Origin of the sequence: Micromonospora sp. AMSO12t, assembly GCF_008806585.1 — a bacterium.
Taxonomy (GTDB): Bacteria; Actinomycetota; Actinomycetes; order Mycobacteriales; family Micromonosporaceae; genus Micromonospora; species Micromonospora reichwaldensis.
Map to the genome: position 1 here is coordinate 1 of NZ_WAAS01000092.1, position 23,024 is coordinate 23,024.

General features: G+C 72.0%; 21 protein-coding genes. 7 read left to right on the plus strand and 14 right to left on the minus strand.

The window, feature by feature from the left end; translation table 11 throughout:
- Nucleotides 1-459, minus strand: coding sequence for an Lrp/AsnC family transcriptional regulator (locus tag F6X68_RS15820; RefSeq protein WP_151454997.1), 459 nt, complete (start codon nucleotides 457-459; stop codon nucleotides 1-3).
- 268 nt (nucleotides 460-727) lie between these two features.
- Here F6X68_RS15820 and F6X68_RS15825 point away from each other — a divergent pair, with 268 nt between their 5' ends.
- Nucleotides 728-994, plus strand: coding sequence for a BldC family transcriptional regulator (locus F6X68_RS15825; protein WP_132232190.1), 267 nt, complete (start codon nucleotides 728-730; stop codon nucleotides 992-994).
- Between the two features lie 66 nt (nucleotides 995-1,060).
- On the opposite strand, the gene F6X68_RS15830 is transcribed toward F6X68_RS15825, so the two are convergent.
- Entirely contained in the window at nucleotides 1,061-1,690 is a 630-nt protein-coding gene (locus F6X68_RS15830) for a UbiX family flavin prenyltransferase (RefSeq protein WP_151454998.1), read from the minus strand.
- A 195-nt stretch (nucleotides 1,691-1,885) separates the two neighbouring features.
- On the opposite strand from F6X68_RS15830, the gene F6X68_RS15835 reads away from it, so the two are divergent.
- The gene (locus F6X68_RS15835; protein WP_151454999.1) at nucleotides 1,886-2,890 is read left to right on the plus strand and encodes a terpene synthase; all 1,005 of its coding nucleotides are present in this window, start codon (nucleotides 1,886-1,888) and stop codon (nucleotides 2,888-2,890) included.
- 4 nt (nucleotides 2,891-2,894) lie between these two features.
- Here F6X68_RS15835 and mqnP read toward each other — a convergent pair whose 3' ends face one another.
- Nucleotides 2,895-3,806, minus strand: coding sequence for a menaquinone biosynthesis prenyltransferase MqnP (mqnP, locus tag F6X68_RS15840; protein WP_151455000.1), 912 nt, complete (start codon nucleotides 3,804-3,806; stop codon nucleotides 2,895-2,897).
- Complete coding sequence (locus tag F6X68_RS15845; protein WP_151455001.1) at nucleotides 3,806-5,266, minus strand: menaquinone biosynthesis decarboxylase; 1,461 nt, start codon at nucleotides 5,264-5,266, stop codon at nucleotides 3,806-3,808. Before F6X68_RS15845 ends, mqnP begins: the two co-directional genes overlap by 1 nt.
- Before the next feature lie 247 nt (nucleotides 5,267-5,513).
- Between F6X68_RS15845 and F6X68_RS15850 the strand changes: the two genes are divergently transcribed.
- Entirely contained in the window at nucleotides 5,514-6,863 is a 1,350-nt protein-coding gene (locus F6X68_RS15850; RefSeq protein WP_151455002.1) for a hypothetical protein, read from the plus strand.
- A gap of 85 nt (nucleotides 6,864-6,948) precedes the next feature.
- Here the strand turns inward: F6X68_RS15850 and F6X68_RS15855 are convergent, their stop codons facing one another.
- Nucleotides 6,949-7,506 carry a carboxymuconolactone decarboxylase family protein gene (locus tag F6X68_RS15855; RefSeq protein ID WP_151455003.1) on the minus strand — a complete coding sequence of 186 codons (558 nt, stop codon included), beginning with the start codon at nucleotides 7,504-7,506 and terminating at the stop codon, nucleotides 6,949-6,951.
- Between the two features lie 115 nt (nucleotides 7,507-7,621).
- Here F6X68_RS15855 and F6X68_RS15860 point away from each other — a divergent pair, with 115 nt between their 5' ends.
- The 3 genes from F6X68_RS15860 to F6X68_RS15870 all read left to right on the plus strand — a co-directional run bounded on the left by F6X68_RS15860 (nucleotide 7,622) and on the right by F6X68_RS15870 (nucleotide 10,239).
- Nucleotides 7,622-8,098 (plus strand): MarR family winged helix-turn-helix transcriptional regulator, encoded by a 477-nt coding sequence (locus tag F6X68_RS15860; protein ID WP_151455004.1) that lies wholly within the window; start codon nucleotides 7,622-7,624, stop codon nucleotides 8,096-8,098.
- A gap of 441 nt (nucleotides 8,099-8,539) precedes the next feature.
- Nucleotides 8,540-8,911: a hypothetical protein gene (locus tag F6X68_RS15865; RefSeq protein ID WP_151455005.1), complete on the plus strand. Its 372-nt coding sequence runs from the start codon at nucleotides 8,540-8,542 to the stop codon at nucleotides 8,909-8,911.
- Complete coding sequence (locus F6X68_RS15870; RefSeq protein WP_151455006.1) at nucleotides 8,911-10,239, plus strand: hypothetical protein; 1,329 nt, start codon at nucleotides 8,911-8,913, stop codon at nucleotides 10,237-10,239. The genes F6X68_RS15865 and F6X68_RS15870 overlap by 1 nt, the downstream gene beginning before the upstream one ends.
- Nucleotides 10,240-10,269: 30 nt before the next feature.
- Here F6X68_RS15870 and F6X68_RS15875 read toward each other — a convergent pair whose 3' ends face one another.
- From F6X68_RS15875 to hemL, 7 genes are all read right to left on the minus strand, one after another.
- Nucleotides 10,270-11,076, minus strand: coding sequence for an ATP-binding protein (locus tag F6X68_RS15875; RefSeq protein ID WP_225852238.1), 807 nt, complete (start codon nucleotides 11,074-11,076; stop codon nucleotides 10,270-10,272).
- Nucleotides 11,077-11,210: 134 nt separating this feature from the next.
- Nucleotides 11,211-12,188 (minus strand): c-type cytochrome biogenesis protein CcsB, encoded by a 978-nt coding sequence (ccsB, locus tag F6X68_RS15880; RefSeq protein ID WP_151455008.1) that lies wholly within the window; start codon nucleotides 12,186-12,188, stop codon nucleotides 11,211-11,213.
- On the minus strand, nucleotides 12,188-13,852 hold the full coding sequence (locus tag F6X68_RS15885; RefSeq protein ID WP_151455009.1) for a cytochrome c biogenesis protein ResB: 1,665 nt from the start codon (nucleotides 13,850-13,852) through the stop codon (nucleotides 12,188-12,190). The genes ccsB and F6X68_RS15885 overlap by 1 nt, the downstream gene beginning before the upstream one ends.
- The gene (locus tag F6X68_RS15890; RefSeq protein WP_151455010.1) at nucleotides 13,852-14,718 is read right to left on the minus strand and encodes a cytochrome c biogenesis CcdA family protein; all 867 of its coding nucleotides are present in this window, start codon (nucleotides 14,716-14,718) and stop codon (nucleotides 13,852-13,854) included. The genes F6X68_RS15885 and F6X68_RS15890 overlap by 1 nt, the downstream gene beginning before the upstream one ends.
- Nucleotides 14,718-15,293 (minus strand): TlpA disulfide reductase family protein, encoded by a 576-nt coding sequence (locus tag F6X68_RS15895; protein ID WP_151455011.1) that lies wholly within the window; start codon nucleotides 15,291-15,293, stop codon nucleotides 14,718-14,720. The genes F6X68_RS15890 and F6X68_RS15895 overlap by 1 nt, the downstream gene beginning before the upstream one ends.
- Entirely contained in the window at nucleotides 15,293-15,940 is a 648-nt protein-coding gene (locus tag F6X68_RS15900; protein WP_151455012.1) for a histidine phosphatase family protein, read from the minus strand. Before F6X68_RS15900 ends, F6X68_RS15895 begins: the two co-directional genes overlap by 1 nt.
- A 64-nt stretch (nucleotides 15,941-16,004) precedes the next feature.
- Entirely contained in the window at nucleotides 16,005-17,342 is a 1,338-nt protein-coding gene (gene hemL, locus F6X68_RS15905) for a glutamate-1-semialdehyde 2,1-aminomutase (protein ID WP_151455013.1), read from the minus strand.
- 224 nt (nucleotides 17,343-17,566) lie between these two features.
- Between hemL and F6X68_RS15910 the strand changes: the two genes are divergently transcribed.
- Nucleotides 17,567-17,902, plus strand: coding sequence for an STAS domain-containing protein (locus tag F6X68_RS15910; RefSeq protein WP_121397135.1), 336 nt, complete (start codon nucleotides 17,567-17,569; stop codon nucleotides 17,900-17,902).
- Nucleotides 17,903-18,019: 117 nt separating this feature from the next.
- Here F6X68_RS15910 and F6X68_RS15915 read toward each other — a convergent pair whose 3' ends face one another.
- The gene (locus tag F6X68_RS15915; RefSeq protein WP_151455014.1) at nucleotides 18,020-18,574 is read right to left on the minus strand and encodes a two-component system response regulator; all 555 of its coding nucleotides are present in this window, start codon (nucleotides 18,572-18,574) and stop codon (nucleotides 18,020-18,022) included.
- Nucleotides 18,571-22,938: a HAMP domain-containing protein gene (locus tag F6X68_RS15920; protein ID WP_151455015.1), complete on the minus strand. Its 4,368-nt coding sequence runs from the start codon at nucleotides 22,936-22,938 to the stop codon at nucleotides 18,571-18,573. The genes F6X68_RS15915 and F6X68_RS15920 overlap by 4 nt, the downstream gene beginning before the upstream one ends.
- Nucleotides 22,939-23,024: the final 86 nt, after the last annotated feature.

Sequence of the window (23,024 nt, forward strand, 5' to 3'; positions counted from 1 at the left end):
TCAGGTGGCGGGAGGCACCGGGGCCTGTGGCCGGTTCTCCCACTTCGTGGAGAGGGCGATGCCGGTCCGGGTGGAGGCGACGCCCGGGGTCCGGTTCAGCCGCACGATGAGCCGCTCCAGCTCGGCGATGGTGCCGACCCTGGCCTTGAGCAGGAACGACTCGACGCCGGCCATGAAGTAGCAGGACTCGATCTCGGGCATCTGCCGGAAGGCCTCCAGCACGTCGTCGGTGTCGCCGCCGGAGTCCTCGACGATCCCGATGAGCGCGGTGACGGCGAAGCCGATCGCCTCGGGCTCCACCTCCGCCCGGTAGGCCCGGATCACACCGCTGGACTCCAGCTTGCCGACCCGCTCGTGCACGGCGGGCGCGGAGAGGCCGACCTGCCGGGCCAGCTCGGCGTAGGACAGGCGGGCGTTGCCGCGTAGCAGCTCCACGAGGCTCAGGTCGATGGCGTCCACGGACTGTGACCCTAGCGGTCCGGGCGTAACGTCGGGCATCCGGCGCGCGTTGGACATGACAGGGCGTAGTCGCTCGCAAACTGACAGTCAAGGGAGCCGCACCCAGGTAATATTTCCTAACTTCCCACTCAGTGCGTTTTTCGCGTTTGGCGGACAGGCCAGGTCGCTGGTGCTGTAATTGCCATACGTCCCTCATGACGGCTCTGGGCTCGCACCGGCCGGGGGCAGTGTGTTCAGCCGGGGGCTTCGTCGACGCGAGGAGGGGGCTGTGGACACTGGAGATCGCCTGCTGACACCGGGTGAAGTTGCCGCGCTGTTTCGGGTTGACCCGAAGACTGTGACGCGATGGGCAGCGGCGGGCCGGATAGGCAGCATCCGGACTCCAGGCGGGCATCGCCGGTTTCGGGAATCCGAGGTGCGGGCCCTGCTTGAGGGGGAGGGCATGTTGGACGAGGCGGAAGACGTCGGCAAGCCGCGTAACGCGGGGCCGGCCACCTCGACCGGGCCGGGCCCGGCCAACGCCGGCATGTACTGAATGGTGCGGATCATCACGCGGGCCGGACGAGAGCTCCGGTCCGCGTCGCGGTGAGCCGGGCCCGGGTCACTCCCGCGCCGCGCCCAGCTCACCCGACCAGCGACGGAACAGCGTGTGCGGTACGCCGAGGGCGTCCAGCACCTTGCCGGCCACGAAGTCGACGAGCTGCGGGGCGGAGGCCGCCGCCCCGGCGCCGTAGAAGCCGGGACTGGCCGGCAGCACCACCGCTCCGGCGTCGTGCAGCGCGATCAGATGCTCCAGGTGGCTGCGGGTCACCGGCGTCTCCCGGGGCACCACCACCACCGGCCGGCGCTCCTTGAGGTTGACCTCGGCGGCCCGCTGCAACAGGTCCTTGGAGAGCCCGATCGCGATGCCGGCGCAGGCCGCCGTGCTCGCCGGGACCACCGCCATCCCGCGTACCCGGTAGGAGCCGCTGCTCGGGCCGGCGGCCAGGTCGCCGGCGGGCCAGTGCCGCACGTCGGCTCCCGCGAGGTCGCGGCCCAGCCAGGCGGCGAGGTCGTCGGCCCAGTGTGCGTCCCGGAACGGGCGTCCGGTCTCGTCGAGGACGGTCAGCCGGGCGGCCCGGGAGACGATCAGGTCCACCGGCTCGCCGGCGTCGAGCAGCGCCCGCACGACGGCCGCCGCGTACGGCGTGCCGGACGCCCCGGAGACTCCGACCACCCATGGTTCGCGCATGCCCTCCAGCCTGCCTGGTCGTCCCCTCCCGATGCCGGGCACCCCCGTCCGGAGCGTCCGTGATGTCCCGCTCAGGTGTCGGTTGTGCGCCGACGGGCGCGATGTCGGGTCGGGAGCGCGACCATCCCGCCCGCCTGACATGCTGCCGGTGGCGATTCCCACGCGAAGCGGGATCGCACCGGGGAGGAATCGGTGATGACCGGCGAGGTCCTCTGGTCGCTACGGTCGGAGTGCCCCATCCCGCCCCGGCTCTCGCCGCACGCCGACCGGGTGCAGGAGTGGCTGGTCGGCGACCTGCTGCCGGGCCTCGGCCTGGCGACTGACGACGCGGCGCCGCAACGGCTGGCGCACGCCGGCGTCGCCCGGTACGCCGGCCGGCTCTACCCCGGCGCCACCGAGGCCGACCTGCGGGCGCTGACGGCCCTGTTCACCTGGTTCTTCCTGGTCGACGACGCGTGCGACCGGCCGGGCCGGCTCGACGCCGACCAGATCCGGGCGCTGCGCGCCGGCGCGCTCACCCTGCTGCACGCCGGTCCCCGGCTCCGGCACGCCGGCCTGACCGGGCCGCTGAGGCGGCTGCTGGTGCACGCGTGGCGGGAGCCGCGCCGTCGGATGCCGGCCCGCTGGCGGCTGCGCTTCACCGAGGCCGTCGCCGACCATCTCGACGGCACGTGGCGGGAGGCGGCGAACAAGGCGGCCGGCCGTCGCCCCGGCGTCGCCGAGTACGTCGCGCTGCGGCGCGCCACCTCCGCCGCGTACGTGTCGTATCCGCTGGTGGAGTTCGTCACCGGCCGCCCGCTGCCCGACCCGGTCCACCACCACCCGCTGCTGCGGGAGATCGCCGACACCGGCAACGACCTGCTCTCCTGGTACAACGACCTCGCCTCGCTGGAGCGTGACGAGGCCACCTCCGGCGGGCACAACCTGGTGCTCGCGACGGCGGCCGAGCAGCGGGTGCCGGTGGAGACCGCGGTCGGCCTGACGGCCGAGCGCTGGCGGGCGTCGATGCGGCGCTTCGTCGAGCTGCGCGCCGGGGTGCCGTCGTTCGGCCCGGCGCTGGACCAGGCGGTCACCGACCACCTCGACGGGGTGGCGAACGCCGTCCGGGCCACCGTCGACTGGACCCTGGAGAGCACCCGCTACGGCGGCGGAGGAGGCGGCCTCGTCGACGCTGCCGCCGGCGGAGGGGCCCCTTCCTGACCGGTCAGGCGCGCAGGCCGAGGCGGACGACCAGGTCGAGCAGGGCGAAGACGAACAGCGCGATGCCGACGAAGCCGTTGGCGGTGAAGAAGGCCCGGTTGACCTTGCTCAGGTCGGTCGGGCTGACCACCAGGTGCTGGTAGCCGAAGGCGACGGCGGTCAGCGCCAGACCCACCCACCAGAGCCAGCCGAAGCCGACCAGCGCCCCGAACCAGACGAACAGCGCGAACGTCACCACGTGCGCGACGGTGGAGGCGTGCAGCGCGAACCGCAGCCCGTAGCGGGCCGGCACGCTGTGCACACCGATCTGCCGGTCCACCTCGGCGTCCTGGCAGGCGTAGATCAGGTCGAACCCGCCGATCCAGAGGCCGACGGCCACGCCCAGCAGCCACGCCGGCCAGGAGCCGTCGAGGGTGCCGGTGACGCCCAGCCAGGCGCCGACCGGGCCGACGGCCTGGGCGACGGCCAGGATCGCGTGCGGCCAGTTGGTGAACCGCTTGCCGTACGGGTAGACGACCAGCGGCACCACGGCGAGCGGCGCGAGCACCAGGCAGAGCGGGTTGAGCAGGGCGGCGGCGGCGAGGAAGACCACGAGCGCGACCGCCGCGCCGGTCCAGGCCGTCCGCACGCTGACCGCCCCGGTGACCAGCTCCCGGGAGGCGGTACGCGGGTTCCGCGCGTCGATCCGCCGGTCCAGGATCCGGTTGGCGGCCATCGCGAACGTCCGCGCGCCGACCATCGCCACGGTGATCAGCAGCAGGTCCAGCCACCGGACCCGCCCGCCGTCGACCTGCATGGCGGTGAGCGCCGACAGGTACGCGAACGGCAGCGCGAACACGGAGTGCTCGATCGCCACCAGCTTGAGGAAGGACTTGACCCGGCCCGGTCGCTGCACCGGTTCGACGGCGGTGGCCATCAGATGCCGTACTCCTTCCAGCGCTTGTCGACCAGGGAGACGACCTCGGGGGCCATCCGCATCTCCTCCGGCCAGCCCCGGGTGTAGCCCTCCGCGGGCAGCTTGCGGGTCGCGTCGACGCCCGCCTTGCCGCCCCAGAACTGCTGGTACGACGCGTGGTCGAGGTGGTCCACCGGGCCCTCGGTGAGCAGCAGGTCCCGGGCGTAGTCGACGTTGCCGAAGGCGCGGAAGGCGACCTCGTTGTAGTCGTGCACGTCGCAGTCCTCGTCGACGATCACGATCAGCTTGGTCAGCGACATCATGTGCGCGCCCCAGATCGCGTTCATGACCTTCTGAGCGTGCTTCGGGTAGCGCTTGCGGATCGACACGATCGCGCAGTTGTGGAAGACCCCGGCGGCGGGCAGGTCGTAGTCGACGATGTCCGGGATCAGGAAGCGCAGCAGCGGCGCGAAGATCCGCTCGGTGGCCTTGCCGAGGCCGTGGTCCTCCTGGGGCGGCTGCGACGTGACGATCGTGTGGTAGACCGGGTCGCGCTGCGTGGTCATGCACTCGATGTGCATCACCGGGAAGGGCTCCACCGGGGTGTAGAAGCCGGTGTGGTCGCCGAACGGACCCTCCGGGAGCCGCTCACCCGGCTCGATGTAGCCCTCCAGGACGATCTGCGCGTGCGCCGGCACCTGCAACGGGACGGTCAGGCAGTCCACCATCTCGACCCGCTCGCCGCGCAGGTACCCGGCGAACAGGTATTCGTCGATGTCGGCGGGGAGCGGCGCGCTGGCCGAGTACGCCACCGCCGGGTCGGTGCCGATGGCGATCGCCACCGGCAGACGCTGGCCGAGCCGCTCGGCGACCGCGTGGTGCGCCGTGGAGTTCTTGTGGATCTGCCAGTGCATGCCGATGCTGTTCCGCGAGTGCTGCTGCAACCGGTACAGCCCCAGGTTGCGCTTGCCGGTCTCCGGGTGCTTCGTGTGGGTCAGCCCGAAGTTGTGGAAGATCCCGCCGTCACCCGGCCAGACCTGCAACCCCGGCAGCCGGTCCAGGTCGACGTCGTCGCCCCGGTAGACCACCTGCTGGCAGGGGGCGGTCCTGACCTTCTTCGGCGGCATCGACGTGAGCTGCCTGACCTTGCCCAGGCCGTCCATCATCCCGGAGAGGCCCACCGGCAGCTCCGGCTTGAGCATGTTGCCGATCCGCTCGCCGACCTCGTCCAGCGACTCGACGCCGAGCGCCATCGCCATCCGCTTCTCGGTGCCGAAGAGGTTGATCACCACCGGCATCTCGCCCCGGGTGGGCCGCTCGAAGAGCAGCGCCGGCCCGCCCGCGCGGACCGTCCGGGTGACGATCTCGCTGATCTCCAGGGTGGGATCGACCGGCGCGCTCACCCGCCGCAGCTCGCCCGCGCGCTCCAGCGCCGCGAGGAAGTCCTTGAGATCGGTGTACGGGAAGCCACGAGCCGCCATGCCTGCCAGTCTCCCGCACCGACCTGGGCGGCGACCACGCCGGGTGGTGTGACACCGGCGATCCACCCGTGAGGAAGCGCGGAAACTGCCGGGCCGCTTCTGCCGGCGGAGCCCGCGCCATCGAACGTTGTCGCTCCGGCGGGCCGGATCGGGCGGCTGGCGCTCACTAGGATCAGGTCCGCCGACCGGGCCGGCGGTGACGCCCCGCCGCGGCTCCGCGGACCGGCCCACCCCACGAAGGAGATCGATGACAACTGTGCGCTTCCCGCGCCGCAGCGTGCTGCGCGCCCTTACGGTGCTGGCCGTGGTCACGGCGGGCGCCGGCACGGTGGCCGGCCCGGCCGCCGCGCAAACCGACCCCGGTTGGGTCAGCGGCTGGCTCAACGACCTCACCGTCGGCACGGCCGGCGCGCCCGGCCGGTCGGCACCGCTGGACTTGAGCAGCAGCGGCGCGACCGCCCCCCGGGTCACCGTCGACCTGAGCGGTCTCGCCGGTGTCGCCACGGCCAGCTTCCCCAGCTGGTGCGTCACCGAGGGCACCTCGGTGACCTGCCCGATGCCGCCGGAGGCGACCCCGGACGAGTACGGCACCGTCAACGGCACGGTGCCGGTGGTGTTCCGCGCCGCCCTGGGCGCCGTCGGCGGCGCGACCGGCACGCTGGACTACACGGTGCGGGCCGACGGGCTGGAGCCGTACACCCAGCAGGCGACCGTCAGCGTGCGCTCCGGTGCCGACGTTCTCGACCTGGTCGACGAGTACGTCTCGGGCGCCGAGGTCGGTGACGTCCACGCCGTGCCCGTGGCCGTGGTCAACGCCGGTGACCAGCCGGCCGAGGATCTGCGGGTGACTTTCCGCTTTCCGGTCGGCCTGCACCCGGCCAGCTACCGGAACTGCCGGTACGGCACCGATCCCGTGCTCGCCACGGTGGTGGTCTGCACCGTGCGGGGCACGTTCGCGCCCGGGATCCGGCACGAACTGCGCAACGGCTTCGCCACCACGGTCGGCCCGGCCGCCCTCGGCGACAAGCGCATCACCCAGTTCGTGGAGCCGCTGGCCACCGCGGGGCCGCTGCCCGGCAACGTGCGGCTGACCCGCCGGGAGGCCGACCGCGCGCTCCGGCTGCGGCCGGTCGGTGGGACGCTCGATCCGGTCACCGCCACCGGCCCCGGCGGCGGGACCTACCTGCGCGACATCCACGGCGCCTTCGACGTCGTCGCCGTGGGCGCCACCGTCACCGGTGCCGTCGGTGCCACCGTGCGGGTGAGCGTGGGAATCCGCAACGACGGTCCGGGTGTGCCGGACGGCACCGTCTCCGGTGGCAACGCCGGCGGGTTCCTCTTCACCCCACCGGCCGGCGTGACCGTGCTGGCCACCCCGCCCGGCTGCTCGCCGACCGGCGACGACGAGGGCGGCGCTCCGACGTCCTGGGTCTGCTGGCTGGGGGCCGTGTTCCCCGCCGGGCAGAGCTTCACGGTCCCGTTCGACCTGCGGATCGACGGGCCCGCCGGCACCCCCGGCGAGGTCAGGTCGTACTACGACTACCCGCGTCCGGACGACGATCCGGCCGACAACACCGCCCCGGTCACCCTCGGCTGACCGGACGACCGCGCCCTCGACGGAGGTGGGCCGGCCTCGGGCAAGCCGTGGCCGGCCCACCCCCGCCCTCGGCTGCCCAGGTGCGTCAGCGGGCGGCCGGCTTCCAGGCGTACGCGGCCAGGGGCTCGTCGAGCGGGGCGCCGGTGAGCCGGTTGGCGAGAGTGGAGATGGTGTACGTGCCGACGCCGAGCACCACGTCCAGGGCGTGCCGGGGCTGGTAGCCGGCGGCCAGGAAGGCGGCGGTCCCGTCCTCGGGCACCGCGCCCCGGTGGTCGAGCACGGCGAGGGTGAAGCACCGCAGCGCCTCCAGCCGGTCGTCGGGCAGCGGCATGCCGGCGCGCAGCGCGTCGACCAGCTCGGGCGTCGCGCCGTGCCGGGTGAGGGCGGCGGTGTGCATGGCGACGCAGAGGTGGCACTCGTTGCGGGTGGCGACCGTCATGACGACGACCTCCCGCTCGACCGGGTCGAGGGCGCACTTCTCGAAGATGCCGTTGACGGTGAGGAAGCCGGTGAGCAGCTCCGGGGACTCGGCCATCAGGCCGACGGCGGCGGGCAGGTGCCCGAGCCTGCGGCGTACGCCCTCGATGGTCGGCCGGGCGGCGGCGGGTGCGGTGTCGGCGGTGTGCGCGGTGAACGGGGGCACGGGAGACCTGCTCTCGGGGGTTCGGGGGCGGCCGGCGCGGCCCGATCGGCGACGCGCCGCGCGTGACGTAGGATCGTCAACGTGGTTGTCGAAATAGTAAACGAGGTTGTCGAACGTGGCAACGGCTGACCCCGACCGGCCCGGCTTCCTGCTGCCCCTGCTGCTGCTGGCCGGCTTCCGTACGCTCATCGACGACCTGCACGCGGAGCTGGCCCGGCAGGGGCACCCGGAGCTGCGACCGCTGCACGGCTTCGTCCTCCAGGCCGTCGGCGCCGACGGCACCACCGCCACCGAGCTGGGCCAGCGGCTCGGCGTCTCCAAGCAGGCGGCCGGCAAGACGGTGGACCGGCTCGTCGCCCTCGGCTACCTGGAGCGCGCCGACGACCCGCGCGACGCCCGGCGCAAGCTGGTCCGGGCGACCCCGCACGGCCTGGACGGCCTGCGCCGCTCGGCGGCCGTCTTCGACCAGCTCCGGCAGCGGTGGGCCGCCACGCTCGGCCCCGACCGGGTCGCCGCCCTGGAGGACGATCTGCGCGCGGTCACCCCGGCCAACCCGTTCCGCCTCGACGTGCCCGGCTGGTTCGGCGGCTGACCCCGTCCCCTGGCGTTCGCGGCCGGGGCGGGGCTCCACCGACCCGTTCCCGGGTAGCACCCGCCCGGAGCCGGGAGCGGGCAGGCGTCGGGTGGGGCCGGCAGCAGCACGGCCGCCCGCCGTCAAGACCCCCGGTCGCCGTCGCCCGAACGGTCGAAGCCCGAACGGTGCGCCCCCGCGGCCCCGCGGACCGACCCGGCCCACCCGCCGACAGGCGCCTTTCCCGGGACGCCCGAGCCGGTCATAGGCCTTTCGGCCACCCGCTAACACACCGCGTGCGAACGCGGCCAGCACCGTCCATGCGGAATTGCCCGCCGTTCAGTCGGGCTCCGCCGGATCCGCCCGGCAGCGTAAATCTTCCGACATTGCCCGCAGACAATTCCAATGGTTCCGTCACCACCATCCGAAACATTTTCCATCGGAGCAAGATCGGGGTGACGGTTGGCGATGGCCACCTTCAATCAGCAGAACCAGCGCGTGGATCAGCAGTTCAACGCCGAAACCATCGATCTGCGGAACAGCACCTTCGAACGCCTGCCCGACAACGCCGGCCAGACGGAGCTCGTCCCTCGACTGGAGGCCGTCCTGAGGGCGGTGGAGCAGGCCACGGCCAGCGGCGCCCTCGACCCGCAGGTCGGCCGCACCGTCGTCGACGACCTGCACGGCGCCCGCCGGAGCCTGACCCGCGACGACCAACGCGAGGCCTCGCGACGGCTGCGGCGGGCCATCGAGGTGTTGCAGGCAGCGGCACCGCTGGCGGTGATCGGCGGGGCGATGGCGACCATCTGGAACTCGTTGGGCGGGGCTTCCTGATGACCACCTTCGACCAGCACGGCCAGCGCGTCTTCGGCGCCCAGATCAACGCCGACAACGTGCACATCAACAAGTCCGACGGGCCGCAGCAGCTGATGGCCTACGGGCGGCGGGCCGTCGCCGAACGGCTGTACAAGAGGGCGGCCGAATACTTCACCGAGGCGATCGCCAAGGGGGCGAAGGGCGCCGACCCGCACTACTACCTGGCCCTCGCGCTCCTCGGCGGCAGACGGCCCAGCCGGATGGGTCGCGAGGCGCAGCAGGTGATGGCCCGGGTGGAGGAGCACCTGGGCAGGGCACTCCAGATCGACCCCGCTGCGGCGCACGTCCGCGCCCTCTGGGTGGCCGTCAAGCGCGACCACTACGCCGACCGCCACGACCCCGGCCCGTCCGTCGCCGACATCGAGGCCGGAGCCGGCGACATCGACCCGGTGCACGCGGCCGAGATCGCCCCCTTCCTCGGCAACCGCGAGAACCGGCTGTGGCAGGCCACCGTCGCCGTGGCGCAGGCCGGCATCGAGGAACGCAAGCCGAACGTACGCAAGTACTTCGTCCGCACGCCCGTGCCGCCCGCGACCGGTGGCGCGCAGGCCATGATGGTCGCCGGCGGCATCGGGTTGGCCCTCGCGCTGATCCTCGTGCTCGCGTCGTTGTCGGAGTCGGGTTACCTCTGCCTCGCGGTGCTCGTGGGTGTGGGCGGCCTCGTCCTGCTGGTCAAGGGATACGGCCAGTACAACGCGCTCACGTCGACGTACGAGCGTGACCTGGCAGCGGCCGAGCCGAAGCCCAGCGACGAGCAGATGGACGTGTGGCTGCACTTCGACAAGTTCGGCGTTCTCGATCACGCCCTCCGGCACCTCGACCGCGAACTGGACGATTTGATCTGCGAGCCGCAACTCGTCATCGGTCCCGCCTCGCCCACCGAACAGGCGGTGGGAAAGGACGGCATCCGTCGGTTCTCGCGGTACAAGTTCGTCATCCTGCTCCTCGGGCAGACCCGCATCTCGGTCTTCTCCTGCGAGTGGGACTTCGTCAAGTGCATCGTGTCGAACGCCGACGCCTTCGACTTCCGCTACAAGGACATCACCGGCCTGCGTATGCGGCAGTTGCACGAGGCGACGCACGGCAGCCGACTGGTGATGACCGGCGACGACGGCAAGGAGATGGAGGTACGGTTCGCCAAGATCTTCGAGATGATCATCGCGGGTACGGACCGGATCGCGGTGACCATCGACGTCCAGGCGCAGAACGCCGGCGCCGGGTTGCAACCGACGGGGGCCACCGCCACCGAACGGCTCGTCCGGCGGCAGTTGGACGACGCGGCCTGACCGCCCGGTCGCGGCTTCTCGGTCTCGCGCCTACGCGCCGGAGTAGAGCCGGTCAGGACCGACCAGCACCACATCGGGTCGGTGGGCGGCGAGCTGCCGCAGTTCGGCGGTGAATCCCTCGGCGCTGGCCAGCAGCAGCCGCGCGCCGCGCGCGTCGAGCCCGGGGCGGGCGACGAGCAGCTCGCGCGCCCGCTCCAGTCGATCCAGGTGGGGCCGGCCGAGCAGCCGGCCCCACTTGACTGCGCCGATGGCGGGCAGGGGACGCGGACCGTCCACGAGCGGCGACTCGCCGAGGGCGACGAGGTAGCGCGCCTCGCGGAACAGCGGGCGGGCAGGATTGAGGACCGCCCGCACGACCCAGTCGTCGAAGTCGTCCCGCCCGTCGGGCGTGTCGTCCTGCACGTACTCGCGGCGGTAGGCCGGCGTGCCTCCGACGATGGCGAACACCTGGGCGGCGAGCAACGGATCGTCGAATCCCCAGAACGCCGCGGCCGACCGGTAGTCCAGGGGCGCGACGGGCAACTCCAGCCCGGCTCGCCCGCGCAGCGGCGCGGAGCCGGCCAGCAGCCCGCCCATGAACGAGAGCGCCGAACCACACAGCAGGAGACGGGTACGGGAGGCGGTGCGCTCGGCCCGGCCGGGGGTGAGCGCGTGCTGGATCACCGACGGCAGGTCCCGGCTCGCCCGAGCCAGGTAGGGGAACTCGTCGACCACCACCGTGACCGGGCGGTCCCGGCCGAGGGCCAGCAGTGCGTCGACCGCGCTCGCCCAGTCCGCGAGGTGCACCGGCCCGGGAGCGCCCGTGTGCCGACCGAGCGCCTCGCCCAGACGCCGCAACGAGTCCGCCTGCGTCGCCTCGGTCGCCCCGAAGTAGAAGCCCTCCGTGGCGCGGGCCAGCTCGTACAGCAGCAGGGTCTTGCCCTGACGCCGACGGCCGCTCGCGACGCGTTATACGTCTTGCAGGGACTGGCTCAGTCCAGGCCGCCGTAGGAGTGCAGGCCCTCGAAGAAGATGTTCACGCCGAAGAGGTTCATCAGCATGGTGAGGAAGCCGACGACGGCGAGCCAGGTCGCGACGTTCCGCTTCATGCTCGGGGTGGCCCGGGCGTGCAGGTAGCCGGCGTAGATCACCCAGGAGATGAACGACCAGGTCTCCTTCGGGTCCCAGCCCCACGGCCGTCCCCAGGCCGCCTCGGCCCAGATCGCCCCGGCGATCACCGCGAAGGTGAAGACCGGGAACGCGAAGGCGTGCAGCACGAAGGTCAGCCGCTCCAGCGCCGCCGCCGCCGGCAGCCGCTTCGCCAGCGTGTACGGGAAGCTGCGGCGACCCTGCTCGTAGCCGGAGCGCATCAGGAACGCCACCGCCGGCACCGCGCCCAGCAGGAAGATGCCGGAGGCGAAGACGATCGTCGAGACGTGGATGACGAACCAGTACGAGTTGAGCGCCGGCACCAGCGGCACGATCGGGGTGTAGAGCACCAGCTCGGCGGTCGCCACCAGCAGCACCATCACCAGCGACATGAACAGCCCGAGGCGGCGCAGCTGCGGCCGCTTCCAGAGCACCACCAGCCAGGCGGCGACCCCGATCCAGGTGCCCGTGAGCACGAACTCGTACATGTTGCCCCAGGGCATCCGGTCCGCGGCGAGACCGCGCGTGACCAGCGCCCCGAGGTGCAGCAGCGCCCCGAGCGCGGTGGCCGCGACGGCGACCAGGCCGCCCAGCCGGGCGCGTCGGGCCGTACGCTCGGCCGCCGCCGCGCCGGTGTCGGCGGGCGCGTCGGGGGTGCTGCCCCCGGCCGCGCCGACGCCGGCGCCGACCAGCTCGCGGGCGGGCGCCGCGGCGACCCGGGCGCGGGAGTTGCCCAGCGCGTACTCGACGGCGTGGCTGATCATCGCGATCAGGTACGCCAGGATCGCGAACGACACCAGCTGGTCGGAGAGTGCGGACATCACTCGGCTCCTTCTCGCGCTCCGGCCCGGTCGCCGCCGTCGCGGTCGACACCGGCCTCCTCGTCCGACCGCCCGTCGCCGCCGACGGCGGCCACGAGCTGCGCGAACTCGTCGGCGAACCCGGGATGGTCGGTGCGCGGCAGGCCACCGGCCTCGACCAAACTACTACCGCTCGTCGGAGATCCACTCGTGGGGTCGGCGGCACCGGCCGGCAGCACCCGGAAGAAGACCCGGCGACGCCGCCCGAACAGCGAGCCCATCAGCCCGACCAGCAGGACGGCGGAGCTGACCAGCAGCAACGTCGAGCCGGGGTCGTACCGGACCGACAGCGTGATGTACGGCACGGTGCCCAGGAACTCGAGCGTGGTGCCGTCGTCCAGCTTCCAGGTCTCCCCCTTGCGGAGCAGCTTCGTGCCGACCTCCTTGACCTTGCCGGCATCCACCTGCCGCTGGTCCAGCTTGTAGACCGAGCCGGGGATGCCGGCGTCCATGCCCAGGTTGCCCCGGTAGGCGACGAGGTTCAGCGCCGGATTCCGCTCGGTGGGGTACTCGGAGCGGGCGAAGGGCGCGGCGGCCGGCGCCGTCGGCAGGTAGAGACCGGAGAAGGCCATCTGCGTGTTCGCATCCCGCTCCCCCGTGGCCGGATCCACGTTGATGTCCGGGAACGCCGCCAGCCCCTCGCTGGTCAACCCGACATCGCCGGTCGTCAGGAACGGGAAGTTGCTGGTCTGGGACTGGCCGAACTTGTCGGTGTAGCGGATCACCGGGGCATAGCCGTGGCCCAGCAGGTAGACGTTCGCGCCGTCGAGGCGCAGCGGGGAGTTGACCGAGAATTCGGCCGGCCCCCGCTCGCCGCCGACCTCGTCCACGGTCACCTTGGCCTCGTAGAAGTCCGGCTGACCGGACTCCAGGAACCGGGCGTCGAAGTCGTCGAGCTGGATGCAGAAGCCCGGCAGGTCGGCGCTGCTGACGCGGGGGCCGAGCTTGCTCTCGGCGTACTGCTGGCGGGTGTTGCAGAACGCGTTGTCCTTGCCGGCCACCAGCAGCTTGTTGCCGCTCCAGCCGTACCAGGAGCCGAGCGCGACGCCGACCAGCACGAGCACCAACGAGCTGTGGAAGAGCAGGTTGCCGGTCTCCTTGAGGTAGCCCTTCTCGGCGGAGACCTCGTCGCCGCGGACCACCACCCGCCAGCGCCGCCGGCGCAGCACCTCCGCGATCGCCGCCGCGCCCCCCTCGGGCGCGGACAGCACGGTGTGCTGCGGCAGCCGGTCCAGCCGCCTCGGCGCGGCCGGCGGCTTCGCCCGCAGCGCCCGCACGTGGTCGCGCAGCCGGGGCGTGATGCAGCCGATCAGCGAGGTGAAGAGCAGCAGGTAGATCGCGGAGAACCAGACCGAGCCGAACGCCTCGAAGGCGCCGATCCGGTCCAGCACCGGGGCCAGGTCGGGGTGCGCGGTGAAGTAGTCCCGCACGTCCTCCGGGTTGACCCCGCGCTGCGGCAGCACCGAGCCGGGAATGGCGGCCACCGCGAGCAGGAAGAGCAACACCAGGGCCGTACGCATGCTGGTGAGCTGCCGCCACGAGTTGCGCAGCAGGGCCAGCAGGCGGTTGGGTCGGCGCCGGGGCGCCTCGGCCGGCGGTGCCGGCCGCTCGTCGACGGCAGTCATCAGATGCTCACCTCGCCCGCCCCGACGGTGGTCTGCAACCAGATCACGAAGTTCGTCCAGCCGCCGGTGACCAGCGCGAGGCCGATCAGGATCAGCAGCGCCCCGCCCAACCGGGTGACCCACCGGCTGTTGCGCCGGACCGCGCGGAACACCCCGAGCAGCCGCTCGAAGCCCAGCCCGAAGACGACGAACGGCACCCCCAGCCCCAGGCAGTACGCCAGGGCGAGCACCACGGCCCGGTCGGTCTGCCCGCCGACGCCGGCCATGCCCAACACCGCGCCGATCGTCGGGCCGGCGCAGGGCACCCAGCTGAGCGCGAAGACCGCGCCGAACACCGGCGCGCCGAGCAGCCCGGCGGCGGGCAGCCGCTGGATCCGGAACTCCCGCTGCAACCCGGGGACCAGCCCGAGGTAGCTCAGCCCGAGCACGACGATCAGCGCGCCTATGACGATCTCCAGCGTCCGCTCGTACTCGAAGAAGACCCGGCCGACGCTGGCGAAGAGGATCGCGGTGGCGGTGAAGACGACGGTGAAGCCGGCGATGAAGAGCAGCGTGCCGGCGAGCACCCGGCCCTTGACCGCGGCCCTCGTCGGTTCGGCGCGCTCCCGCACCGCCACCCCGCCGCCGCCCTCGGTGTCAGGAAGGGACCCTTCCGCTACCGGATCCGTTGACGGGGGGTCCTTCCTGACCTGCGGGCGACGGGTTTCGAGGTCGGCGCCGGCGAGGCCGGTGACGTACGACAGGTAGCCCGGCACCAGCGGGAGCACGCACGGGGAGAGGAAGCTGACCAGCCCCGCGAGCGCCGCCGCGCCGATGGCGAGCAGCAGCGGACCCGACTGGGCGAGTTCGGAGAACGTCTCGCCCATCAGCGGGAACCGTTGGGGGCGGGTTTCTCGGCCGCGATCCGCTCGACGATTGGCTGGAGGCCCTCCTGCTTCACCGCCGCGCGGATCACCACGGCGATCCGGCCGTCGCGGTCCAGCACGACGGTGGCCGGGATGGTGTTCGGCGGGATGTCCAGGGCGAGCGCCAGCCGGCTCGGCGGGTCGAAGAGGCTCGGGTAGGTGACCTTGAAGCTCTCCTCGAAGGCGAGCGCCTTGTCCCGCTGGTCCTGGATGTTGATGCCCAGGAACGTCACCCCGGAGGCCTTCGTGGCCTGGTACGTGTTCTCCAGGTCGTCCGCCTCCGCCCGGCACGGCGCGCACCACGAGCCCCAGAAGTTGACCACCACGACCTGGCCCCGGTCCCTCGCCACGTCGTGGCTGCCGCCGGTGAGCAGCTCACCGGCGAGCTTCGGGGCGGCCGAGCGCTGGTCGGGGGCGCACTCGATGATGCCGCCGGAGTTGTCACACGCCTCCTCGCGGTCGCGCGACGAGCAGCCGGCCAGCGCCACCGTCACGACGGCGGCGAGCAGACCCGCGGTCAACCTCCGGGCGTTCATCAGGCCCCCTTGGCCGTCCTGGCTGTCGGCGACATCGCGATCAGGTGCGCGGCCGGCTCGGAGTAGCCGATGCCGACCACCTTGGCGCCGTCGAAGTGGAAGGAGGTGAGGCTGGCCAGCCCGCACTGGCGCTTGCGCGGGTCGTGCCAGAGCCGCTTGCGCTCGACGTGGCGGCGCAGCGTCCAGATCGGCAGCTGGTGGGAGACCAGCACGGCCTCGCGCCCCTCGGCCGCCACCCGGGCGGCGTGCAGGGCGGCGAACATCCGCTCCGCGATGGCCCGGTAGGCCTCGCCCCAGGACGGGGTGACCGGGTCCCGCAGCACCCACCAGTTACGCGGGTCGCGGAACGAGCCGTCGCCGGGCGAGACCTTCTTGCCCTCGAACCAGTTGGCGCTCTCGATGAGCCGCTCGTCCGCGCCGACCGGCAGCCCGAACTGCGCGGCGATCGGCTCGGCCGTTTGCTGGGCGCGCTCCAGCGGGCTGGCCACCACGTGCACGACCTCCCGCTCGGCCAGCCCCTGCGCGGCGGCCTTGGCCATCTGCACGCCGAGCTCGGAGAGCCGGAAGCCCGGCAGCCGGCCGTAGAGAATGCCGTCCGGGTTGTGTACCTCGCCGTGCCGCAGCACGTGGACCACCGTCTTGCTCAACGCTGCGTCCCCTTCGTTCGCGACTGCGGGGCTCGCAGACCCGGCTCACTCCTCGCACTCACTGCTACCCCCCGTGACCGGCCGCTGCCGCAGCGTTGGCCGCCACCGGCAGGGCGGCGGCGATCTGCTCCAGAGCGGCGTCGTCCAGCGCCGCAGACACGAACCACGCCTCGAACGCGCTCGGCGGCAGGTAGACGCCGCCCGCGAGCATCGCGTGGAAGAACGCCTTGAACGCCGGCACCTGCTGGGTGCGGGCGCTGTCGTAGTCGACCACGTCGGCGTCGGTGAAGAAGACCGAGAACATGTTGCCCGCGTACGACAGCCGGTGCGGGACCCCGGCGGCGGCGAGCGCGTCCGCGGCGAGCCTGCCCACGACGGCAGCCGTGTCGTCGAGCCTGCGGTAGAGCGCGTCGTCGGCCAGCCGTAGGGTGGCCAGGCCGGCGGCGCAGGCCAGCGGGTTACCGGAGAGGGTGCCGGCCTGGTAGACCGGGCCGGCGGGGGCCAGTCGCTCCATGATCTCCGCGCGCCCGCCGAACGCCGCGGCGGGCAGCCCACCACCCATGACCTTGCCGTACGTCCACAGGTCGGCGTCGGAGGGGTCGAGGCCGTGCCAGCCGGCGCGGGAGACCCGGAACCCGGTCATCACCTCGTCGACGATGAGCAGCGCCCCGTGCGCGTGCGCGATCCGGGCGAGCTGGGAGTTGAAGCCGTCGCGCGGGGCGACCACGCCCATGTTGCCGGCGGCGGCCTCGGTGATGATCGCGGCGATGTGCTGGCCCTCGGCGGCGAACGCCTGCTCCACGGCGGCGACGTCGTTGTACGGCAGCACGATCGTGTCACCGGCCGCCGCGCCCGTCACGCCCGGCGAGTCGGGCAGGCCGAGGGTGGCCACGCCCGAGCCGGCGGCGGCCAGCAGGCCGTCGGAGTGCCCGTGGTAGCAGCCGGAGAACTTGATGATCCGGGGGCGGCCGGTGAAGCCGCGTGCCAGCCGGATCGCCGACATGGTGGCCTCGGTGCCGGAGTTGACCAGCCGGACCTGCTCGACCGGCGTGCGGTCGACGATCTCGGCGGCCAGCTCGACCTCGCCCGGGGTGGGGGTGCCGAAGCTGGTGCCCCGGGTCGCGGCCGACCGGATCGCGTCCACGACCTCCGGGTGCGCGTGGCCGAGGATCAGCGGGCCCCAGGAGGAGACCAGGTCGACGTAGCGCCGGTCGTCGGCGTCGTAGAGCCAGGGCCCCTCGCCCCGGACCATGAAGCGCGGCGTGCCGCCGACGGCACGGAACGCGCGCACGGGAGAGTTCACCCCGCCGGGCACGATGGCCTTGGCGCGGTCGAACAGGGCCTCGGAGGCCGGTGCTTCGGCCGGGTAGCGGCCGGATCCGGCGGGAAACATATCGGTCACGATGCCGCCATTGTGTCAGCGTCGGGCGGCGAATCGGCAGGCACCCCGTACCGGGGTTACCAGGCTCACCCGGGTCGGCCCTCACCGCCGTCCCGGCGGCGTCACGTCCGCGGCGCGGGACGTCCCCGTTCCCGACCTCCTCGGGAGCGTGGTCGCCGCGCCCGGTCGGCTCGGTCGCCACCGCTCGACGGGCCGGGTGGCCCGGATCGCGCTAGGCTGACCCAGTGGATCGTGCCGAACTGTCCATCACGCTACACCGGACGGGCGACGAAGCTGTGCTTCGCCTGGCCGGTGAGATCGACATGCTCACGGCCGCCCAGCTGTCGACCGTCGTCAACGAGGTCCTCGCCGACCCGCCGCCGCGCATCGTGCTCGACCTCGGCGGGGTCACCTTCTGCGACTCACAGGGCCTGGGCACCCTCGTCGTGCTCAGCCGCAAGGCCAGCCACGCGCAGAGCCTGCTGATCCTGACCAACGTCGGCGACTTCCTGCTCCGCGTCCTGGACATCACCGGCCTGCGCAGCGCCCTGATGATCCGCAACGACCAGACCACGGGCTGACTCCCCGCCCACCCGCGGCACAGGCGCGGCGCGATCTTGGCGAGTTACGGCCCCTCAGGGGGCCGCCAGCTACCAAGATCGCACCTCAGCCCGCCCGGCGTGGTTCCGATACCTGGGTCAGGGGGTGTTGCCCCAGCGGGCCTGCTCCAGGAGCTGCACCGCGCGGTCGCGGGAATCCTGATCGTCGAGGCGCAGCATCGCGGTGGCCTCGTCGACCGCATCGGTCAGCACCCGCAGCTGCGCGTCCCGGTCCCGCACCAGATCCGACTGGGCGGCGAGCTGCCGGGTCTTCACCCACAGCTCGACGAAGACCGACACCTTGGCCCGCAGCACCCACGGGTCGAACGGCTTGGTCAGGTAGTCGACCGCGCCGACCGCGTAACCGCGCAGCGCGAGCTGGGCGTCCCGGTCGGCGGCGGTGAGGAAGATGATCGGCACGTGCCGCGTACGCTCGCGGCGCTTGATGTGGCTGGCCGTCTCGAAACCGTCCATGTCCGGCATCTGGGCGTCCAGCAGGATCACCGCGAAGTCGTCGACCAGCAGCTGCTTCAGGGCCGCCTCGCCGCTCTCCACGGCGACGGACTGGACCGGCAGGCCCTGGAGAATCGCCTCCAGTGCCATCAGGTTCTCCCGGCGGTCGTCCACCAGCAGCGCCTTTGCCATCTGGGTCACGAACTCTCCTCGGTTCGGCTGCCGCTGATCCAGGACGACATGAGTTCGATCAACTCGTCCAGGTCGACGGGCTTGGTGATGTAGTCACTTCCCCCGGCCGCCAGCGCCGACTCGCGGTCGCCGGGCATGGCCTTGGCGGTCAGGAAGACGATCGGCAGGTCGGCGAACCGGTGGTTACGCCTGATCTGTCGGGTCGTCTCGTACCCGTCCTGATCGGGCATCATCGCATCCATCAGGACGATGTCCACCTCCGGATGCTCGGCCAGCAGGCGGACGCCGTCCGCCCCGTTGTCCGAGTACAACACGGTCAGGCCGTGCAGTTCCAACGCGCTGGTCAGCGCGAAGACGTTCCGGACGTCGTCGTCGACGATCAGCACGGTGGTGCCCTCCAGCCGCCGGGTGGCCGGTGTGGAGGCCGGCTCGGGCAGCTCCGGCGGGGGCATGAGCAGCGAGGACGGCAGCCCGGCCCGCGCCGGTGACGGCGGCAGCGGCGCGACCACCGCGTCCGGGGCGAGCACGTCCGGCACGAAGAGGGTGAACGTCGAGCCCTGGCCGGGCGCCGACGCCACCACGATGCTGCCGCCCAGCAGCCGGGCCAGGTCCCGGCTGATCGACAGCCCCAGCCCCGTGCCGCCGTAGCGACGGCTGGTGGTGCCGTCGGCCTGCTGGAACGCCTCGAAGATCAGCGACAGCTTGTCGTCGGAGATGCCGATGCCGGTGTCGACCACGGTGAACGCGATGACCTGCTGCGCGTTGGTCAGGGCCGGCACGTCGAAGATCGTGTTGTCGGGCGCCGGCGCGATCCGCAGCGTCACCGCCCCGTTGTCGGTGAACTTGACCGCGTTGGAGAGCAGGTTGCGCAGGATCTGCTGGAGTCGCTGGGCGTCGGTGACCAGCGCCTCCGGCAGGTCCTTGCTGATCCGCACCTGGAAGTCCAGGCCCTTCTCCTCGGCCTGCGGCGCGAACGCCTGCTCCACGTACCCGCGGATCTCGTCGAACCGGACGGCGGTGGGCTCGACGTCCATCCGCCCCGCCTCGATCTTGGACAGGTCCAGGATGTCGTCGATCAGCGACAGCAGGTCGGAGCCGGCGCCGTGGATCGTCCGGGCGAACTCGATCTGCTTCGGCGTGAGGTTCTGCTCCGAGTTCTCGGCCAGCAGCCGGGCCAGCAGCAGCAGCGAGTTCAGCGGCGTACGCAGCTCGTGGCTCATGTTGGCCAGGAACTCCGACTTGTATGCCGACGCCCGTGTGAGCTGCTGGGCCTTCTCCTCCAGGCCGAGCCGGGCCAGCTCGATCTCCCGGTTCTTCGTCTCGATGTTGCCCTTCTGCTCCGAGAGCAGCTGCGCCTTGTCCTCCAGCTCGGCGTTGGTGCGCTGGAGTTCCGCCGACTGCTCCTGCATCTCGTGGGCGAGCCGCTGCGACTGCGCGAGCAGTTCCTCCGTACGCCGGTTGGCCTGGATGGTGTTGACGGCGACGCCGGTGGTGAGCACGAGCCGCTCCAGGAACGACAGGTGCAGCTCGGAGAAGGCCGCCACGCTGGCGAACTCGATGACCCCGAGCAGCTCGCCCTCGAAGAGCACGGGCAGTACGACCAGGTCGGCCGGCGGGGTATCGGCGAGCCCGGAGCGGAGCATCAGCTTGCCGTCCGGCGCCCCACCCATCCGAATGGTGCGGCGGGACAGGGCGGCCTGCCCGACCAGCCCCTCGCCGGGGCCGAAGGTGACCTCGTGCCCCCGGGCGACGTAGCCGTAGGAGGCGGTCAACCGCAGCCGCATCACGCCCTCGGACGTGTCCGCCAGGAAGAACGCGCCGAGCTGCGCGTCGACCAGCGGGGTCACCTCCATCATGATCATGCGGCAGACCTCGCCGAGGTCGCGCTGCCCCTGGAGGAGGCCGCCGATCCGGGCCAGGTTCGAGTCGAGCCAGCCCTGCTCGGCGTTCTTCTTGGTCGTCTCCCGGAGGGTGACGATCATCTGGTTGATGTTGTCCTTCAGCTCGGCGACCTCGCCCTGCGCCTTGACCGCGATCCGCTGGGTCAGGTCGCCCCGGGTCACCGAGGTGGAGACCTGCGCGATGGCGCGCAGCTGGGTGGTGAGGGTCGAGGCGAGCTGGTTGACGTTCTCGGTGAGGTCGCGCCACGTGCCGGAGACGCCCTTGACCTGGGCCTGACCGCCGAGCTTGCCCTCGCTGCCCACCTCGCGCGCGACCCGGGTGACCTCGTCGGCGAACGACGACAGCTGGTCCACCATCGTGTTGACCGTCGACTTCAGCTCCAGGATCTCGCCCTGGGCGTCGACCGTGATCTTCTGCGACAGGTCGCCCTTCGCCACGGCCGTGGTGACCGAGGCGATGTTGCGCACCTGCGACGTCAGGTTCGACGCCATCGAGTTCACGTTGTCGGTCAGGTCCCGCCACGTACCCGAGACGCCCTTGACCTGGGCCTGACCGCCCAGCTTGCCCTCCGTGCCCACCTCGCGCGCGACGCGCGTGACCTCGTCGGCGAACGACGACAGCTGGTCCACCATCGTGTTCACCGTCGACTTCAGCTCCAGGATCTCGCCCCGGGCGTCCACGGTGATCTTCTGCGACAGGTCGCCCTTCGCCACGGCGGTGGAGACCTGGGCGATGTTGCGCACCTGGGCGGTGAGGTTGGAGGCCATGGAGTTCACGTTGTCGGTCAGGTCGCGCCAGGTGCCGGCGACGCCCCGCACCTGGGCCTGACCGCCCAGCTTGCCCTCCGTGCCCACCTCGCGCGCGACGCGCGTCACCTCGTCGGCGAACGACGACAGCTGGTCCACCATCGTGTTCACCGTCGACTTCAGCTCCAGGATCTCGCCCCGGGCGTCCACGGTGATCTTCTGCGACAGGTCACCCTTCGCCACGGCCGTGGTGACCGAGGCGATGTTGCGCACCTGCGACGTCAGGTTCGACGCCATCGAGTTCACGTTGTCGGTCAGGTCCCGCCACGTACCCGAGACCCCCTTCACCTGGGCCTGACCGCCCAGCTTGCCCTCCGTGCCCACCTCGCGCGCGACGCGCGTCACCTCGTCGGCGAACGACGAGAGCTGGTCCACCATCGTGTTGACGGTGTTCTTCAGCTCCAGGATCTCGCCCTGGGCGTCGACCGTGATCTTCTGCGACAGGTCGCCCTTCGCCACGGCGGTGGAGACCTGGGAGATGTTGCGGACCTGGCTGGTCAGGTTGCCGGCGAGCTGGTTGACGTTCTCGGTGAGGTCGCGCCAGGTGCCGGAGACGCCGCGCACCTGGGCCTGGCCGCCCAGCTTGCCCTCGATGCCCACCTCGCGCGCGACGCGCGTGACCTCGTCGGCGAACGACGACAGCTGGTCCACCATCGTGTTGACGGTGTCCTTCAGCTCCAGGATCTCGCCCTGCGCCGCCACGGTGATCTTCTGCGACAGGTCGCCCCGGGCCACCGCCGTGGAGACCTGGGCGATGTTGCGTACCTGGGCGGTCAGGTTCGACGCCATCGAGTTGACGCTGTCGGTCAGGTCCTTCCACGTGCCGGCCACGTTCGGCACGTCGGCCTGCCCGCCGAGCTTGCCCTCGGTGCCCACCTCGCGGGCCACCCGGGTCACCTGCTCGGCGAAGAGCCGCAGGGTGTCGGTCAGGTAGTTCATCGTGTCGGCCAGCTCGGCGACCTCGCCGCGCGCGCTGACCGTGATCTTCTGCGACAGGTCGCCCTTGGCCACCGCCGTCGCCACCTGGGAGATCGACCGCACCTGGCCGGTCAGGTTCGACGCCATGGTGTTCACCGAGTCGGTGAGGTCCTTCCAGGTGCCGGCGACGCCGCGCACGTCGGCCTGGCCGCCGAGCTTGCCCTCGGTGCCCACCTCACGGGCGACCCGGGTGACCTCGTTCGAGAAGGACGAGAGCTGGTCGACCATCGTGTTGACCGTGCGGCCGATGCGCAGGTACTCACCGCGCAGCGGCCGGCCGTCGATCTCCAGGGCCATGTGCTGGGAGAGGTCGCCGTCGGCGACCGCGACGATGACCCGGGCGATCTCGGTGGTCGGCCGGCCCAGGTCGTCGATCAGCGAGTTGACTGCCCGCTGCCCCTCCGCCCAGGAGCCGTCCAGCCCCTCGTCGTCCAGGCGCTCGGTGAGCCGGCCGTCCCGGCCGACGATCCGGCTGATCCGCCGCAGGTCGAGGTACTGCTGCTCCTGGAGCGACACGACCTCGTTGAAGGCGTCCGCGACCTCACCGGCGCGGCCGGCCCGGCGGGGCAGCCGCACCTTCAGGTCGCCCCCGCGCACCCGCCGCAGCGCCTCGGTCAGCTCGCCGAGGAGCGCCTCGTGGTCGGGCGCGGACTGGTCCACGGTCGCCGACTGTTTCGTGGTCATCATTCCTCGCTCAGCTCGGGGCCACCGGCTCCTGCCGACACCGGCCATGCCCCCATTGTGCCCGTGGCCTCGTCCGCGCCACGTCCACG